This is a genomic window from Mesorhizobium quangtriensis (assembly GCF_040081925.1).
GTDB classification, from domain to species: domain Bacteria; phylum Pseudomonadota; class Alphaproteobacteria; order Rhizobiales; family Rhizobiaceae; genus Mesorhizobium_K; species Mesorhizobium_K quangtriensis.
This window is the reverse complement of sequence record NZ_JBEBMF010000005.1, coordinates 124358-142698: the sequence shown is the minus strand read 5'-3', so window position 1 is coordinate 142698 and position 18341 is coordinate 124358. Positions and strand designations below refer to the sequence as shown.

Below are 18341 nucleotides of genomic sequence, written 5' to 3'. Positions count from 1 at the left end.
CACGCCCATGAACGCGGCTCCTACGACTGGCGCGCGAGCATAGCCTTGAATCGGTAGAGCGCAACCGTAACGAAGGCCGCGCCCAGCCCGGCCATGATCAAGAGATCGCGCCAGACCACCGCGAGGCCTGCACCGCGGTAGAGGACTGCTTGCGCGAAACGCACGAAGTGCGTCGACGGCGAGAGGTCCATAATAGCCTGAAGGGCCTGCGGCATGCTCTCGAACGGCGTGAACGAGCCGGACAGCAGAAACATCAGGACGAAGACTGGGATCGAGAGCAGTGCAAATTGCGGCATCGAGTTCGCGACCGTGGCGAGCAGGATGCCGAGCGACGTCACAGCGAAGAGGTAGATGGCCGTTCCGGCGAGAAACAGTTCGATCGAGCCGACGATCGGTGTGCGCAGGACGACCTCGACCACGACATGAAGGGAGAACGCGGCTGCCAGAAGGATGACCAGCCCGTTCGCCCAGACCTTCCCGGCGATGATCTCGCTGGCGCTGACCGGCATGACGAGAAGATGCTCGATCGTGCCATGCTCTCTCTCGCGCATCACCGCGGCCCCGACCAGAATGATTGCGAGAATGGTGACATTGTTGATGACGCCCATGCTCGCGGTGAAGCTGATTGCTTCGAGATTCGGATTGAACATGGCGCGGATTACGGCATTGACCGGAGCGAGCGCCTCGGCGGGGGCCTGCTTGAGGAAGCTGGTCGTCTCCTGCGCGACGATCTGCTGGATGTAGGCCGTGCCGACGCCGGCCTGCGAGATGCTGGTCGCATCGACATTGACCTGGATCGCCGGGTTGCGACCGGCCAGGAAGTCGGCTTCGAGCCCGTGCGGGATGTCGACGATGAAGGTGAAGGCGCCCTTGTCCATCAAGCCGTCGAGGCTCGAGCGGTCGATTTCGACCGGAGGGCGAAAATAGGGTGGCCGCAGCGCGTCCTTGATCCGGCCCGAGAGGGTCGAGCGATCCCCGTCGATGACGGCCACCTTGGCATCGTTGACGTCGGTTCGCATCGCTGTCGCTTCGGAATAGACAGCGAAGGTGAAGACGTAGCCGATGAGCACCACCATCACGACGTCGCGCGACAGACTGGCGAATTCCTTGACGCCGAGACGGAAGGCGTTTGCGATCCAGCGCCGCATCTTCAGGCCCCCTGCTTGCGGATCAACAGCCGAGCGAGCAGCAGGAAGCCCAAGGCGAAGCCGGTCAGCACGAGGAGCTCGCGGGTGAAGGCCGGCGTGTCGAGCCCCTTGGCGAACACCCCGAGGCTGATCGTCTGAAACCAGAGTGCGGGAAACGACAGCCCCATGATGCGGCCCGGGCCTTCCAGCGAGGAAGCCGGAATCAGGAATCCGGAATAATGGGCTGCGGTCATCGCCGTCAGAATGGCGGTGCCGAAGATCGCGGCGACCTGGGTCGAGACGAAAGCCGAGACGAGAAGGCCAAAGGCCGTCGCGGCATAGACATAGACGAGGGCCGCGAGCGAAAGCGCCAGCAGCGAGCCCTTCGGCACGACGCCAAGCACGCCACCGGCAAAAATCAGCAGGCTGAAATAGCTCAAGATCCCGATCGCGACATAGGGAAGCTGCTTGCCGAGCAGATATTCGCCCACCGTCGCCGGCGATGCGTAGACGTTCGCGATCGAGCCCATCTCCTTTTCCCGGACGACGCCGAGAGCTGTCAGCATGGCCGGAAAGATGATCAGCAGCAGCATGAACGATCCGGGCGTGATCGCGAAGACGCTGCGGAAATCCTGGTTGTAGCGAAAGCGCGGTTCGACCCGCAGCGTCTCGGGTGGCGCTCCGTCTGCGCCATGTGAGGTGCGTGCGAGTTCGTCGGCATAGGTCTGAAGCGTCCCCAGGATATAGGCGCGCGCAGTTTCGGCCGGGAAGGTGTTGCCGCCGTCGAGCCAGAAGCCGACGTCCGGGCGGTGGCCTTGCAGCAGATCGCGGCCGAAGCCGGGCGGGATATCGATGGCGAATTTCAGTGCGCCGGCGCGCAAGCGCCGGTCGATCTCGGTCTCGTCGTTGAGGCGTTCCTGTTCGATGAAGTATCGTGAGTTCGCGAACTGATCGAGGAATGCCCGGCTCTCCAACGATTGGTCGCGGTCGAGCGCCGCATAACGCAGGCCTTCAATATCGAAGGAAATCCCGTAGCCGAACGCAGCCATGAGTAAGAGCGGACCGATGAGCGCGAAGGCCAAGCGGATGCGGTCCCGGCTGAGCTCCAGCGTCTCGCGCCGTGCGAAGGTCCAGATCCGCTTCACCGACGCCAAGCGCGGGCGCGGCGGCGCAATCGGATCGTTCTCGAGAGAGGACGCCGCCGCCTCGACGGCACGGGCTTCTTCGCTGTCGGTCGCTGCGTCGGGTCCCGTCGCGGCGGCGTCCTCCAGATAGGCGACGAAAGCGTCTTCTAAGCTCGCAGCGCCCCGCGCGGTCTGGAGCTCGTGCGGCGCACCGACGGCGAGCACCCGGCCGGCATGCATCAGAGAGACGCGGTCGCAGCGTTCGGCCTCGTTCATGAAATGCGTCGAGATGAAGATCGTCACCCCGTCGCGGCGCGACATCTCGACGAGAAGACTCCAGAAGCGGTCACGGGCCGCCGGATCGACGCCCGAGGTCGGCTCGTCCAGGATGAGGACGTCCGGACGATGCAGGCATGCCGCCGCCAGCTGAAGCCGCTGGCGCATGCCCAACGGCAAAGCATCCGGCAGCGTCTCGGCGACAACGTTGAGATCGAAACGCGCCAGAGCTTCCTCGACGCGCTCGCCAAGGAGCTGGCCACCGATGCCACACAGCCGCCCGTGCAGCGCGAGATTGCCGCGCACGGAGAGTTCTTCGTAAAGCGAGAAGGATTGCGAGACGTAGCCGATCCGCGTTCTGGTCGAAATATCGCGCGCATCGACCGGCTTTCCCAGGAGCTCGGCATGGCCGTCCGTCGCCGGGAGCAGCCCGGTCAGCATCTTCATCGTGGTCGTCTTGCCGCAGCCATTCGAGCCGAGAAAGCCGAAGATCTCGCCCCGTTCGATCCGGAAGCTGACATGGTCGACCGCGGTGAAATCGCCGAAGCGCATCGTCAGGCCTTCGGCCACGATGGCCGGTGGCCCGCCATCCGGCACAAGCCGTGGCACCGAGGGTGCCGCGCGGTCGCCGCGCCGTTCCGGGCGCTGAAGCTCGATATAGGCCTGCTCGAGGGTCTTGGAGCCGGTACGGGCGAGAAGCTCCGCCCGGCTGCCGTCGGCGATGATCGTGCCATCATCCATGGCGACGATGCGATCGAACGCGCCGGCCTCTTCCATGTAGGCTGTCGCCACGATCACGGTCATGATCGGTCGCTCGGCCTGAATGCGGGCGATCAGCGTCCAGAATTGGCGGCGTGACAGCGGGTCGATCCCCGTCGTCGGCTCGTCGAGGATGAGAAGATCGGGGTCATGCACCAGCGCGCAGCACAATCCAAGCTTCTGCTTCATCCCGCCGGACAATTTTCCCGCCGGCCGGTCGGCAAAGGGAAAAAGCCCGGTGACCCGCATGAGCTGATCGATGCGCCGGCGCCGGCGTTCCTCCGGCTGGCCGTAGAGCCGCGCGAAAAAGTCGATGTTCTCGATCACCGAAAGGGTCGGATAGAGGTTGCGTCCGAGGCCCTGCGGCATATAGGCGATCCGAGGCGCGGACTCATTGCGATGCGAGGCCAACGCCATGTCGCCCTCCAGCACGCTCACCGAGCCGCGCTGGATCCGCCGCACGCCGGCGATCAGCCCGAGCAGCGTCGACTTGCCCACGCCGTCGGGACCGACAATTGCAAGCTTGCAGCCTGGGGGTATCGAGAGCGCGAGATCGCGAAGCGCGATCACCTTCCCGTAAGCGTGATGGACCCCCGACAGGCTGACGGTTGCTGCGATTTCAATCGCCATCGGGCAGTCTCGGCGCCAGCTCGGCCGGCCAGCTCGCGCCGCCCGTCACCTGGACATAGGCATTGCCGGTCATGCCCGCCTTCACATATCCCCGCTCGGACGCGACTAGGGCTGGGTCGAGATGCAGCTTGACGCGATACATCAGCTTCTCGCGTTCATTCGCCGTCTCGACGAATTTCGGCGTGAACTGCGCGTCGGCGGAAACGAACGACACGGTCGCCGGCAGGACATAGCCACCCGGGCCATCCAGCACGAGGCGCGCCTGCGAACCGATCGCCACACGCCCAGCCGACGCCGTCGGCAGATAGATCGTCATGTGGGCATCCGAGAGGTCGAAGACCGTCAAGACGCGCCCTCCGGCGCCGACAACCTCCCCGGTCCGGGCCAGACGGTACTCGACCCGGCCGGATACCGGGGCCTTCAAGGTCATGTCGGCGATGGCGGCTTCGATTTGGCTCACCTGCGCCTCGGCGACGTCGACCGACGCTTTGGCGTCCTCGACGGCAGCTTTCGCCGTCTGCAGCGAGGCCTGTGAGATGTCGCGTTGTGCGGTCCGCCGATCGAGTTCGGCCTGCGTCGAGGTATTGGTCCGCATAAGATCGACGACGCGCCGGAGCTCGATTTGCGCGAGATTGAGTTCGGCCTCTCGCAGCGCGACGCTCGCCTCCGCGCTGGCCACGCTTTGGTGGCTGCGATGGACAGCGGCTCGCGCGGCAGTCAATTGCGCCTGGATCTCGCTCGTATCAAGCCGGGCGAGCACATCGCCCTTCCTCACGTCCGCCCCCTCGTTCACCATCACCTCGCCCAGGCGGCCGGCGTATTTGCTGGTGATGTCGACGCGCTCGACCTCGATCCTCCCGTTCACACGCGCCAACCCTTCGGGTACGCGGTTTTGCGTTCCGAGCCAGTAGACATAGGCCCCAGCCGCAGCGGTGGCGACCAACACGACAACGACGACAGCGGATGATCTGCGCACCTTAGATTCCTATGAACAGCGAACGCCCGTCGAGCAGGCCAATCCGGCGAATTGCGATCCGCATCATTCGACGAGAGCGAGGCCGGGCTTTGGCGGCGCCTCGCGCTCAAGACCGGTGGTCAACTTAGCGAGCTCGTCAGGGCCGAGCGTCTCGCGGGCAAGAAGCTCGCGCGCGCTGGTGTTGAGCACCGACCGGTTGCGCTCGAGGATCGATCGCGCCTTCTGGAAGGCGCGTTCGATCAGATCCTTCACCATGTGATCGATGGCCTCGGCCGTCTCATCGCTATAGGCGCGCGGGCGCCATACCGGGGTCTGGCCGACCAGGAAGCTGCCCGTCTCCGGCTCGTAGGCGACCTGCCCAAGCTCCTTCGACATGCCGAACCGAACCACCATGTTGCGCGCGATGTCCGTCGCCTTGACAAGATCGTCGGCTGCGCCTGTCGAAATCTCGTCGAACACCAGACTTTCGGCAGCCCGCCCGCCGAGGAGAACCGCCATGCGATCCTGCAGCTCGGACTGACTCATGAGGAACCGATCCTCGATCGGACGCTGCAGCGTGTAACCAAGCGCCGCGATGCCGCGCGGGATGATCGAAACCTTCTGGACCACGTCGGTCTGCGGCAGCGCCATGGCGACGAGCGCATGTCCCATCTCGTGATGAGCGACGATCTCGCGCTCACGCGGAATGAGGATTCGGCTTTTCTTCTCAAGCCCGGCGACGATGCGCTCGACGGCTTGGGTGAAATCGTCGAGAACAGTGGCGCTCGCGCCACGGCGCGTGGCGACAAGCGCAGCCTCATTGACGAGATTGGCCAGATCGGCACCGGTAAAGCCCGGTGTGAGCGCAGCGATCGCCGCGACGTCGAGCTCAGGCGCAACGCTGATCTTCTTCAGATGCACGTTCAGAATGTCGATCCTGCCCTGACGATCAGGACGATCGACCAGGACCTGGCGATCGAAGCGGCCGGCCCGTAGCAGTGCCGGATCGAGGATCTCCGGCCGGTTGGTCGCCGCCAGGACGACGATCCCGACGCTCGGGTCGAAACCGTCCATCTCGGCGAGCAGCTGATTGAGCGTCTGCTCCTTCTCGTCGTGCCCACCTCCTGGCACATCGATGCCGCGCGCGCGGCCGAGCGCGTCGAGCTCATCGATGAAAACGATGGCCGGCGCCTGCTCGCGCGCCTGCTGGAAGAGATCACGCACACGCGAGGCGCCGACACCAACAAACATTTCGACGAATTCGGAGCCTGTGATCGAGAAGAAGCGGACACCCGATTCCCCGGCGACGGCACGCGCCAGAAGCGTCTTGCCCGTTCCCGGTGGTCCGACCAGGAGCAGACCCTTGGGAATGCGCGCCCCGAGCCGGCCATAGGTCGCCGGGTCTTTGAGAAATCCCACGACTTCGGCGAGCTCCTGCTTGGCTTCATCGACGCCTGCGACATCCGCAAATGTCACCTTCACGCCCTTCTCCGCATAGACCTTGGCGCGGCTGCGGCCGATGCTCATCAGACCGCCGTGCTGTCCGGCCATCATTGGGCGCAGCAAAAACATCCAGATCAGCACGAACATCGCGGCCGGCATGAGCCACGACAGCAAGTTTTCGAAGAGGCCGGGCGCCGGCTGTCCGGAGAAGGAAATATTGCGGCGCGTCAGGACGTCGGCGATCTGGGGATCGACGCGAACGGTCGAGAAATGCTGGGGCGCGCCCTTGTCGACCGGCGGCTTATACGCGCCCGTGATCTCCGTCGGCCCGACGACGAGGTCGGTCACGCCGTCCTTTTCGATCAGGCTCTGGAATTCGCTATAGGGGATGACCTTGACGTGGTTTGGACCAACCAGCAGGTCCCGTATCAGCAGAACGGCGAAGAAGACCGCGATGAAATACAGGATGTCGAACTTGAAGACCCGCTTGGTGGGCGCCTTGTTGTCAGTCTCCATCGGCCGCATTCCCGTACTTCTCTCGTCCGTGACGGGCCCATGCGGTTGATATCATCAGCCAGGCCACGCAACCGCTCGACACATCTTTGAGCGTCAGGACCGGTGGGCTCGCCGACGGCGGCGAACCCGGGCCCCGCTCGACGCCGACGATGCGCGTCGGTGAGGGCCAAAACTTTAACTCAAATCAAGGTTGCGCCGGGAAAGTCGCTGCCGACGAGGGCAGCATATCGGGCCGTTAAGCGCGGCCGAAGAAGCAGTTCCGCAGGCTTCCGCGGTCGGCAGGAACCGGCCAGAACTTAATCTCGATTAAAGAATCGGGCCGGCGCGGGGTCCTAACAGGAAACGTGTCTTCGCTTTCGCGCAAGAAATCACAACGCCGACGCTGCGTCTTGCGTAACGCCGAGACGAGACGACGAAAGATAAAGAATGGTCTCTGCCCCTGTCCCGACGAGTTTCCCGCGCGTTATCATCCCTCTTCCGGGTAACGAGGCCTTCGCGCGCGCTCTTGCGAGCGCGGGGGCGGGCGAACTGAGCGCCATCGAAACGCGTACCTTTCCCGATGGCGAGACCTATGTCCGTCTCGCCCGTGACGTGGCGGGACAAGCGGTCCTGCTGGTTTCGACGCTTGCTCGTCCCGACGCGGGTTTCCTGCGCCTCATCTTCCTTGCCGATGCGGCGCGCTCCCTCGGCGCCGCGACGGTCACGCTGGTCGCCCCTTACCTCGCCTATATGCGGCAGGATCGTCGCTTTCAGCCGGGCGAGGCCATCACGTCGCGAACCTTTGCACGCCTGATTTCGTCGAGCTTCGACCGCCTCGTTACTGTCGATCCGCATCTGCACCGCTATCCGGCGCTGTCGGCGCTCTACGACATCCCGACACTGACGCTGCATGCCGCGCCGCTGCTGGCGGACTGGATCGCAGCTTCGATCGCCAAGCCGCTGGTCATCGGCCCGGACGAGGAAAGCGAGCAGTGGGTGTCGGCGATCGCCGCGCGGATCGGCGCTCAACATGCCGTGCTGCGCAAGGTTCGCCATGGCGACCGCGACGTCGAAGTCGCGCTGCCTGACCTCTCGCAGTGGAAGGATCTGCAGCCCGTGCTGGTCGACGATATCGCCTCGTCCGGCAACACGCTCATCGAGGCGGCGCGCCAGCTGCCGTCGCAGGGATTTGCCCGCCCTGACATCGCTGTCGTGCACGGCATCTTCGCCGGCGATTCCTTTACGCGGCTGGCGCCGTTCTGCGGCAGGATCGTCTCGACCGATTCCGTCAGCCACCCGACCAATGAAATCGGGCTTTCCCAACTCATCGCCGACGCGATCGCGTCGGCGGACACGCCCAATCCCGGGCTGATCCGTCACCGGCGGCCGCCCGAACCCATCGACGACGTGGAACGGGCCGGCATCGACTCCTTCCCCGCAAGCGATCCGCCGCCATGGACCGGCGGGGTCGAATAGCACAGCGGGATACACAGAGCCGCCAATCCAGAAAAGGCAGCAGCGCATGGCCACAACGACTTCTTCAGCCTTCGAACCCACTTCAGCGTTCGAAAACTGGCGCGCCGGCTACGGCCCGATCACGCATGGCGACGAGACGGTCGAGCGCATCCGCACGCTTGCGCAGTCGGGCAGGCTCGACCCGGGAGCACTTTACCGCCGTCTCGCCGCGGCCGACCGGCTGGCCTGTGCGGCGATGTGGACGGTCGTCCACATGACCTATGCCAAGCGCGTCGACCTGTCCGGAGCACCATTGCCCGCCGAGGCCTTCAAGACGACCCCGGAAGGGCATACCGGTGGGTCTTTGAACATGGTGCCCGCCTTTGTCGGATATCTGACGGCAAACGCTCTGTCGGCCACGACTCGCTCCTGGCTGATGGGACAGGGCCACTGCGTCGCCGCGATCGAGGCGATCAACGCACTCACCGGCGATGTCTCGGAGGCGCAAAAAGGCCGCTACGACCGCAGCGAAAAGGGCCTGTCCCAGCTTGCCGCCGATTTCTATTCCTATGCAATCGACGCCGATGGCCGGCCGGTGTTCCCGATCGGCAGCCATGCCGGACCGAACACGGCCGGCGCCATCTCCGAGGGCGGTTATCTCGGTTTCGCCGAAGTGCAATATGTCCACGCACCGCTGCCTGGCGAGAGTCTCGTCGCATTTCTGAGCGACGGCGCCTTCGAGGAGCAGCGCGGCTCGGACTGGACGCCGCGCTGGTGGCGGGCTGAGGATTGCGGCCTCGTTGTTCCGATCATGATCCTCAATGGCCGGCGCATCGAGGAGCGGGCGCAGATCGCGCAGCAGGGGGGAGCGGCGTGGCTTGCCGATCATCTCAGGCTCAACGGCTTCGATCCCTTCGGCATCGACGGCCGCGATCCCGCCGCCTTCGTCTGGGCGATCCTGACGGCGGAGGAGCGCCTCGGCCGTTTTGTCGCCGATCCAGGCCGCGCCTATCCTGCTCCCATCCCCTACGCCATCGCCGAAACCGTGAAAGGCTTCGGCTTCCCGGGGGCGGGTACGAATGCCGCACACAACCTGCCGCTTGCCGCGAACCCGTCGCGCGATCAGGCCGCGCGCGATGCGTTCAACGAAGCGGCGCGGGCCCTGTTTGTCGCACCGGCCGAGATCGAGGCGGCGGTCGCCGCCATCGCCATCCACCAGGAGCAGAACCGGCCCGCGGCAAGCCGGCATCCGCTGGCGTCGCGCCATCCCACGGCTCCGAACCAGCCACAACCGCAATGGACCGATACGAACGCGCCGGCCGATTGCGCCATGCATGCGCTCGATCGCTGGTTCGTGCGTCTCGTCGACGCCAATCCCGCGCTGCGGGTGCGCCTAGGCAATCCCGATGAGCTGAGCTCCAATCATATGGGCGCGACCCTCGAGCGCCTGCGCCACCGCGTCAACGCGCCGGAAACCGGCGTGGCCGAATCGCGCGACGGCGGCGTGATCACGGCGTTGAACGAAGAGGCGGTCGCCGCAGCGGCGCTTGCGAACAAGGGCGGTCTCAACCTTATCGTCAGCTACGAGGCCTTCGCGATGAAGATGCTCGGCGGCCTGCGACAGGAGATCGTGTTCGCGCGCCGGCAGCGTGAGGACGGCGAGGAGCCGGGCTGGATCTCGGTGCCGCTCGTCGTCACCTCGCACACCTGGGAGAATTCGAAGAACGAGCAGTCTCACCAGGACCCGACGCTGGGCGAGGCGCTGCTCGGCGAGATGTCCGATACAGCGCGCGTGCTGTTTCCCGTCGATGCCAACAGCGCCGTCGCCACCATGGCCTCCGTCTTCGCCGGACGTGGCCAGGTCGGCTGCGTGATCGTCTCGAAGCGTGACATGCTCCATCGCTTCGACGGCGAGGCCGCCACGCGTTTCGTTGCCGATGGCGCCGCCCCGGTTTGGGGACAGGCTGCGGGCGCGCAGCTGCAGATCGTCGCGATCGGCGCCTACCAGCTCGAGGAGGCGCTCAAGGCCGCGCATCGCCTGAAGGAGCGCGGACGGGATGTCCTGGTGACGGCGATCAACGAGCCCGGCCGCTTCCGGATCCCGCGCGATCCGATCGAGGCGCGCTTCGTGGCAGCCGACGACACGCTCGCGCGCCTTTTTCCGGCCGATGTCCCGCGCCTGATCGTCTCGCACACCCGTCCAGAGCCGATGGTCGGCCTGTTGCGCCGGCTCGACGGCGGCCCGAAACACACCGCAGCGCGGGGCTATATCAGCCGGGGCGGCACGCTCGACGTCGCCGGCATGCTGTTCGCCAATCGGTGCTCGTGGGCACATCTGATCGATGCCGCGGCTCCTTTGGCCAACTGGTCACGCGACGATCTTCTCTCGATCACGGAACGCAACGCCATCGATGGCAAAGGCACGCCCGCCGATCTCACCACCCCCACGCGTTGAAGGACGACATGCTCACACTCACCTCACTTGGCGGCGCCGGCACCGTCACCGGCTCGAAACATCTCCTCGCCAATGGCGACAAGCGCATCCTCGTCGACTGCGGCCTGTTTCAGGGCCTCAAGAATCTGCGCGAGCTGAACTGGGAGCCACTGCCGATCGAGCCCTCGAGCATCGACGCCGTCATCCTGACGCACGCCCATCTAGACCATTCGGGCTATCTCCCCAAGCTCGTGCGTGATGGCTTTCGGGGAAGGATTTATGCGACGTCCGCGACGCGCGATGTGGCGGAGCTCATCCTCAAGGACAGTGGGCACCTCCAGGAGAAAGACGCCGAATACGCCAACCGGAAAGGCTTCTCGAAGCACAAGCCGGCGCTCGCGCTGTACGGCATCCGCGATGCCGAGCGCAGCCTTGAATTCTTCTCGACCGTCCCCTTCGACAAAACGACCCAGCTGCCGTTTGGCGCGACGCTGACTTTCCGCCATGCCGGGCACATCCTCGGCGCGGCTACCGCCGAAATCGAATGGGGCGGCCGCCGCATCGCCTTCTCCGGCGATCTCGGCCGCTACGACGATCCGGTTCTGCCCGATCCCGCGCCGGTGCCGGAAGCCGATTTCGTTCTGATCGAATCGACCTATGGCAACCGTGTCCACGATCCTGCCGATCCGACCGAAGCGCTCGGGGCCGTTGTCGAGCGGACAATCGCGCGTGGCGGGACCGTCGTCGTCCCGGCCTTCGCCGTCGGTCGCGCCCAGTCGCTCCTCTATCATCTGTGGAAGCTCAAGACGGCGGGGCGCCTGGGGAAAGTGCCGGTCTATCTCGACAGCCCGATGGCCATCGATGCCACGGACCTGTTGCACGCTCACCGCGAGGATCACCGCCTGACACCCGCACAGTGCAAGGAGGTGTGCGCGATCGCGACCTACACCCGCGATGTCGAGGCCTCGAAGGCGATCACCGCAAGCCCCTATCCCAAGGTGGTGATCTCAGCGAGCGGTATGGCGACCGGCGGGCGTGTCCTTCATCACCTGAAAGCCTTCGCCCCCCACGCCCGCAACACCATTCTCTTCTCCGGTTTCCAGGCAGCAGGCACCCGCGGCCGCGCTATGCTGCAAGGCGCCCAGGAGACCAAGATCCATGGCGAGTGGATTCCGGTCCGCGCCGCAGTCGAGGAGCTGTCGATGCTGTCGGCGCATGCCGATTCCAACGAGTTGATGCGATGGCTGTCGGGATTCCGGCATGCCCCGTCCCGCGTCTTCATCGTGCATGGCGAGGATGAGGGCTCCGAAGCCTTGCGCGTTCGCATCGACCGCGAGCTCGGATGGAACGCCGTCGTTCCGCGGCAGGACCAGGCATTCAAGCTATGACGTCTTCCGCTGCGTCCATTCCCGCTCAACCCACGCTCCGCGTCCGGCGACTGCGGCTGCACACGCAGCATCAGGCGGTCGTCGTCATGCGCAGCGATTGCCACGTCTGTCGATCGGAGGGCTTGTCGGCACGATCTCAGGTGCAGGTGTCGAACGGCAAAGCAGAGGTCCAGGCGACTCTGTTTCAGGTCGACGGCGAGGGCCTCATTGCCATCGACGAGGTCGGCCTGTCGGAGTCCGCCTGGGGACGGCTCGGCCTCGCCGATGGCGATGCGGTCCATGTCAGCCACGCGCCGGCGATTGATTCGCTCGCCAGCGTGCGTCAGCGCATCTACGGCAATCGGCTCGACGCCCACGCCTTTGGCGAGATCCTGCGCGATGTGGTCGCCGGCCGCTACACCGAAGTCCACCTCGCCGCATTCCTTACCGCCAGTGCCGCCCTCCCCCTCGACGAGAACGAGACCGCCGATCTAACCGGCGCCATGGTCGATGTCGGGGAGCGGATGCACTGGGACGCACCGATTGTCGTCGACAAGCATTGTGTCGGCGGCCTTCCCGGAAACCGGACAACGCCGATCGTCGTCGCGATCGTTGCCGCGAACGGTCTTGTCATGCCCAAGACCTCCTCGCGCGCCATCACCTCCCCGGCCGGTACCGCCGACACGATGGAAACGTTGGCGCCAGTTGAGCTCGACATCGCAACACTGAGGCGCGTCGTCGAAAGCGAAGGAGGCTGCATCGCCTGGGGCGGCGCCGTGCATCTGAGCCCGGCCGATGACATCTTCGTTCGCGTTGAGCGGGAACTTGACATCGACACCGAAGGCCAGCTCGTCGCATCCGTGCTGTCGAAGAAGATCGCGGCGGGATCGAGCCATGTCGTCATCGACATTCCCGTCGGTCCCACCGCCAAGGTCCGCGGTGAGGACGCGGCAAGCCGGTTGGCTGCGCGCCTCAATGCGGTCGCAGCGCGCTTCAACCTTGCGACGACCTGCGTCCAGACCGACGGCTCCCAGCCTGTCGGACGCGGCATCGGACCGGCTCTGGAGGCCTATGACGTGCTCGCTGTGCTGAACAACGCGCCGGACGCGCCTGACGATCTGCGCCGTCGGGCGACGGCGCTCGCCGGCGCCGCGCTGGAGATCGGCGGCAAGGCCGCAAAGGGAGAAGGTCTCAACCTCGCGCTTGAAACGCTCGCAAGTGGCCGCGCCTGGTCGAAGTTCGAGGCGATCTGTCAGGCGCAGGGAGGCCTTCGCGTGCCGCCCAAGGCGTCATATATCCATCCGCTGACGGCTGCGCATGCCGGCCGCGTCGTTCATATCAACAACCGCAAGCTCTCCCGGCTCGCCAAGCTCGCCGGCGCCCCGGAAGCGAAGGCGGCGGGTCTGCGCATGGCGGTGCGGCTCGGCGACGAAATCGATCGCGGGCAGCCCCTCCTCCATGTTAATGCCGAGACGACGGGCGAACTTGCTTACGCGCTCGACTATGCGGCCCGTGCCGGCGACATTGTCGAGGTCGAGGCTTGAGGTGGCTCTGGCCGGGATCGAGGCGCCGCGGGCGTCGTCCGGACGGATTTCTCCTCGTCCATCGCCTCATGCATTGGACCGTGCTGGTCCTGTGTCTCGTGCAGGTGCCGACGGCCTGGGCGATCCAGCGCACGCATATGGCGCACGTCTTCATGAAGCCGCGTCCCTTCGACCTATTCCTGCATCAGGTGCATGCCTGGAGCGGCTGGACCATTCTTGGCCTCATCCTGGCACAGATTATCCTGCGCTTCGTTTATGGCAGGCCGGCACCCGTCCCAGGCGTATCGATGCTCGAGCGCATCATCGCCGGCCTCATGCATGCCGCGCTCTACGGTGTTCTGATCGCGCTGCCGGTCACCGGCACGATCGCCATGTATGTCACGTTCAGGATCGCGCCGCTTCACAGCCTGCTAAGCTGGACGCTGCTCGGTCTTGTCGTCCTCCATGTCGGCGCTGCGCTTTGGCACCACTTCTGGCGCCGCGACGAGGTCCTGTGGCGCATGATCCGAAAAGCGCTATGACGCAGGCTTCACGCCATACTCGCCTCCGATTGGCAGGCCGGCGATGGAGGCGCTGATCGGCAAGCTCGGGCTGGCGCTCGCCATCGGTCTGCTGGTCGGCCTGGAGCGCGGCTGGCGCGAACGTGACGCCCCGGATGGTGCGAGGACAGCCGGCGTCCGCACTTACGCCATCACCGGCTTGCTGGGAGGCCTGTTCGCCGCACTCGCGCGCAGCATGGAGGCGCCCTCGGTGCTGATCGCGGGGCTCCTCGCCTTCACCGCGGTCTTCGCCTGGTACAAGAGCCGCGAAGCCATTCATGATGCCGACTTTAGCGTGACCGGTGTCGTCGCCGGCATAGGCGTGTTCGTGCTGGGTGCGCTGGCCGTCGTGGGCGATCATCGCGCCGCCGCAGCCGGTGGCACCGCGCTTGCCGTCGTCCTCGCCAGTCGCGATCTGCTGCATGGCCTTCTCAGGCGCACCTCATGGGTCGAGCTACGCGCCGCGATGGTGCTCGCAGTCATGACAGCGATCATCCTTCCGCTTCTTCCCGCGCAAGCGGTCGATCCGTGGGGCGGTTTCAATCCGCGGCAGGTCTGGATTTTCACGGTCCTGACCGCTGCGATCTCGTTTCTCGGCTATATCGCGGTTCGCGTGTTCGGCTCCACGCGCGGCGTGCTGGTGGGGGGATTGGCCGGTGCGGTCGTTTCATCCACCGCGGTCACGCTGGCGCTGGCGCGCACGGCAGCGGCCGACGGCAATGCGTGGCCGCTTGCTGGAGCGGCGACGCTCGCGGCAGCGGTCTCGGTTCTGCGTGTTACCGGAATCGTCGCTATCGTCGCGCCCTCCGTGCTCGGCGTCGTGGGCCCTGCCATTCTCGCCGCGGTCGCTGTCTTCGCGATATGCGGTGGCCTTTACCTCACGCGTGGCCACCTGGCCGGGACCGGGGACCGATCACCCCGAAATCCTTTTGAGCTCGGACCTCTTCTCCTTTTCGCGGCGGGTTTTGCCGTCGTCTCGACCATCAGCGCGGCCGCAGCATCGGGACATGCCGCCGGAATGGTCGCGACATCGGCAGTTTCCGGCATCTTCGATGTCGACGTTGCGGTTCTAAGCGCGCTGCGGCTCCTCGGAATATCTGCAGACATAGAGGCTGTCGGCCACGCCGTCTTGATCGCGCTCGCAACCAACGCCGTCGGCCGCCTGATCGTGGCCGCCGTCACCGGGCCCGTGCGCTTCTGGCTTCCGCTTGCCGGCGCCTCCGTCCTCGCGGGTGCCGCCGGCGTCGCTGCCTTTGCGACGCTGCCGCACTTTGCATTGCCTGTAGCGACACCAATCCTTTGATGATGAAGAGAGCTACGGCCATCCATGACCCTGTCCGGCTCACAACAACACGAAAGCCCACGCAGATTGATCCCGATCAATCTCGCACGAAGCGTGGTAAGATAGTTTCGTGAAAACAGGTTCTCCGCGAAGATGTGGTCACTGACCAGAGTTATCGGCTCCATGAGAACGGCGTTGGTCTCCGCGCTCGTACTCGCCTTGCTCGGCATGTCGGCGGCGAGTGCTCATGTTATGCCGTGTGCCCATGAAACGGACTTGGCCCAGCACGTCCGCAGTGGCGATGGCGCGAACGACCACGCCCTCGTCCATCTCACCACGACCGCCACCGAGAAGCGAGGCGACGCCCATCCTGCTCGCTGTTGCACGTCGATGTGCAGCCTCTGCAATGCTCCCGTCGTTGCAGGATCGGACAAGCTGCCGCGGCCGATGCTCGTCAAGCATCGGCTAGACCGTGGCGATCCAATCTCCGGCATCTTTGTCGGCCAGCCGCACGGACCTCCTCGAAGCTGATCCAGCCCAACGTCCCTGATGCTCTTTCGGGGTCCGGCGCGCGTCGCTGCGACGCGTTCAATCAGCTCGGCTGCCAGATGCAGGCACGATGAGGAATCAGACTATGAACAGACGTAATTTTCTCACCTCGATGATGAGTGGTGCGGCCGCCCTTGGCGTCGGCACGCTTGCGCGTCCCGCCGCCGGCTGGGCGCAGGCGGGGGCACGGTCGCCAATCAAGCTCGCGGCCGCAAGCCGGACCATCGAGGTCAATGGCCGCGCCGCGCGCGTTTTTGGCCTGCTGCAGCCGAACGGCGTGCAGGGGCTGACATTGGATGCCGATGCGCTCTTCGACGTCGAGCTCTCGAACCAGATCGACCAGCCGACGCTGATCCACTGGCACGGGCTCACCCCGCCCTGGGAGGCTGATGGTGTGCCCGACAATCCGATGCCCTTGCTCAAGCCGGCAAGCAGCCATCGGTACACATTTCCGGTGGGTGACGGAGGCACGCACTGGATGCACGCCCATACGCTGCAGGAGCAGAACCTCCTGGCCGCCCCGCTCATTGTCCGCCGCGCCGCAGACCGCGCGCGCGACGAGCAGGAAGTCGTCATCCTCCTGCACGATTTCTCCTTCACGCCCGCCGAGGAGTTGCTCGCCCGGTTGAAGCAAGGCCAGAACCATGGCCCCGCGATGGATCACTCGGCGATGGGATCGGGCGGAATGTCCGGCATGAAGATGATGGATCATTCCGCGATGGGCGGCGGCGACATGGGCAACATGCCGATGGCGGCGATGCCCGGCATGCAGATGGGCGGCATGGACCTCAACGACATCGACTACGACGCCTACCTTGCCAATGAGCGGACCCTCGACGACCCCGAGATCGTGCGCGTGGAAAAGGGCGGCCGCATCCGTCTTCGCATCATCAACGGCGCGACCGCGACGGGCTTCACCATTGATACAGGGACGCTCAAGGGGACTTTGATCGCGGTCGACGGCCAGGAGGTCGAACCGATCATCGAGGCGCGCTTTCCGGTCAGCATGGGACAGCGCCTCGACATCACGCTGCCGCTTCCGGCAGGCGACGGGGCCTATCCCATTCTCGCCGTGCGCGAGGGCGCACTCGAGCGTACCGGCGTGATCCTGGCCACCGCCGGATCAACGGTGAAGCGCATCGGCACTGCCGGCGATACGGCGGGACCGATTGTGGGCATTGATCTCGAGAAGCGTCTGCGCGCACTTAATCCGCTTGTATCACGACCCCCCGACCGGCGCTTCACGCTAACCCTCACGGGTCAGATGCAAGGCTATGCCTGGGCCATTGACGGAGGCGACGAGCTGCGCGCGCGGCGGCGCCAACGGATCGAAATCACCATGCGAAACGCATCGATGATGTCGCATCCGATGCATCTTCACGGGCACCACTTCCAGGTGACTGCCATCAACGGCGCGAAGCTGTCCGGCGCGTTGCGCGATACGGTGCTGATTCCGCCCGGCCGTACGGTGACGATCGTCTTCGATGCCAACAATCCGGGGACGTGGCCGCTGCATTGCCACCATCTCTACCACATGGCGACCGGCATGATGGCCTACGTCACCTATGAGGACCTCGGCTAGACGATGACTCACCTGATGCCGGCAGACCGCCGGCATCAGGTCGCTCAGGCTGCGGGTCAAAGCGGCCAGCCAAACTAACGCGCCGCGGTTCGCTGCCTTTCATCGACTGCTCCGAACGACCAACAGGACCCCCGCGCAGAGCGCCAACGAAAAGACCGCTGCGATCAACCAAAGGAAGTCCGAGCCCAGTTCGATATTGCTCAACAGGAAGCGTCCAAACGCAAGCGTGATGCCTGCGGCCGAGGCGAGATAGAGCCAGCGCCTTCGCCCGGTCAGCAGGAAGACCCCGATTCCAACCAACAGGCAGCCCAAACCTGCAATGAACCCGCCCCAGGTCCGAAAGACGATCCGGAGCCAATCGTGAAAGGCCTCGGGAAGCGTATTTATATCGACCCCTGTATAGGCAATGTCCTCAGATAGCATCGGCGGGCGAACGATGAGGAAGAATGTCGCGATTCCGAGAGTGACGACGCTCAGAACAACGAGCAAGGTCCCCGAAATCGCGTCTTTCCTTGATTCCATCGAGAACTGCCTTCGATTCAAAATCTCGCTTGCCGGGGGCATCGCGCGAATAGGACCACGCAAATGGCTCGGCACTTCGCCCGCCATGCGCAATCATAGGCGAGGACTCTGAAATTCGTTTCCTTAACCTTGATCAAGGATGCCCCGCGACGACAGGCGCGAAATGATGCGCCGCGAGGAAAGGCGGTGTCGCTGCGGTCTTGTCCACCTGAGGGACCGACCATGCCGTGGTGATCAAGCACGTCACGAAGGGCGCTT

At 65.0% G+C, this 18341-nt stretch carries 12 protein-coding genes; 7 read left to right on the top strand and 5 right to left on the bottom strand.

Features of this window, described 5'->3' with window-relative positions; genetic code table 11:
* Positions 1-20: 20 nt before the first annotated feature.
* The 4 genes from ABMA32_RS23065 to ftsH all read right to left on the bottom strand — a co-directional run bounded on the left by ABMA32_RS23065 (position 21) and on the right by ftsH (position 6830).
* A complete protein-coding gene (locus ABMA32_RS23065; protein WP_349016098.1) occupies positions 21-1148 on the bottom strand; it encodes an ABC transporter permease in 1128 nt (375 codons plus the stop codon).
* Between the two features lie 2 nt (positions 1149-1150).
* Positions 1151-3916: a ribosome-associated ATPase/putative transporter RbbA gene (gene rbbA / locus ABMA32_RS23060; RefSeq protein WP_349016097.1), complete on the bottom strand. Its 2766-nt coding sequence runs from the start codon at positions 3914-3916 to the stop codon at positions 1151-1153.
* Entirely contained in the window at positions 3906-4892 is a 987-nt protein-coding gene (locus ABMA32_RS23055) for an HlyD family secretion protein (RefSeq protein WP_349016096.1), read from the bottom strand. Before ABMA32_RS23055 ends, rbbA begins: the two co-directional genes overlap by 11 nt.
* A gap of 63 nt (positions 4893-4955) precedes the next feature.
* Positions 4956-6830 carry an ATP-dependent zinc metalloprotease FtsH gene (ftsH, locus tag ABMA32_RS23050; RefSeq protein ID WP_349016095.1) on the bottom strand — a complete coding sequence of 625 codons (1875 nt, stop codon included), beginning with the start codon at positions 6828-6830 and terminating at the stop codon, positions 4956-4958.
* A gap of 426 nt (positions 6831-7256) precedes the next feature.
* Here ftsH and ABMA32_RS23045 point away from each other — a divergent pair, with 426 nt between their 5' ends.
* The 7 genes from ABMA32_RS23045 to ABMA32_RS23015 all read left to right on the top strand — a co-directional run bounded on the left by ABMA32_RS23045 (position 7257) and on the right by ABMA32_RS23015 (position 17561).
* A complete protein-coding gene (locus tag ABMA32_RS23045) occupies positions 7257-8285 on the top strand; it encodes a ribose-phosphate pyrophosphokinase (RefSeq protein ID WP_349016094.1) in 1029 nt (342 codons plus the stop codon).
* A gap of 46 nt (positions 8286-8331) precedes the next feature.
* A complete protein-coding gene (locus tag ABMA32_RS23040; RefSeq protein WP_349016093.1) occupies positions 8332-10719 on the top strand; it encodes a phosphoketolase family protein in 2388 nt (795 codons plus the stop codon).
* Positions 10720-10727: 8 nt separating this feature from the next.
* Complete coding sequence (locus tag ABMA32_RS23035; protein WP_349016092.1) at positions 10728-12086, top strand: MBL fold metallo-hydrolase RNA specificity domain-containing protein; 1359 nt, start codon at positions 10728-10730, stop codon at positions 12084-12086.
* Positions 12083-13609, top strand: coding sequence for a thymidine phosphorylase family protein (locus ABMA32_RS23030; RefSeq protein ID WP_349016091.1), 1527 nt, complete (start codon positions 12083-12085; stop codon positions 13607-13609). Before ABMA32_RS23035 ends, ABMA32_RS23030 begins: the two co-directional genes overlap by 4 nt.
* A complete protein-coding gene (locus ABMA32_RS23025; RefSeq protein WP_349016090.1) occupies positions 13606-14130 on the top strand; it encodes a cytochrome b in 525 nt (174 codons plus the stop codon). Before ABMA32_RS23030 ends, ABMA32_RS23025 begins: the two co-directional genes overlap by 4 nt.
* 43 nt (positions 14131-14173) lie before the next feature.
* Positions 14174-15451, top strand: a complete 1278-nt coding sequence (locus tag ABMA32_RS23020; protein ID WP_349016089.1) for an MgtC/SapB family protein — start codon at positions 14174-14176, stop codon at positions 15449-15451.
* Between the two features lie 613 nt (positions 15452-16064).
* Positions 16065-17561, top strand: coding sequence for a multicopper oxidase family protein (locus ABMA32_RS23015; RefSeq protein WP_349016088.1), 1497 nt, complete (start codon positions 16065-16067; stop codon positions 17559-17561).
* A gap of 99 nt (positions 17562-17660) precedes the next feature.
* On the opposite strand, the gene ABMA32_RS23010 is transcribed toward ABMA32_RS23015, so the two are convergent.
* On the bottom strand, positions 17661-18170 hold the full coding sequence (locus ABMA32_RS23010) for a hypothetical protein (RefSeq protein WP_349016087.1): 510 nt from the start codon (positions 18168-18170) through the stop codon (positions 17661-17663).
* Between the last annotated feature and the right edge of the window lie 171 nt (positions 18171-18341).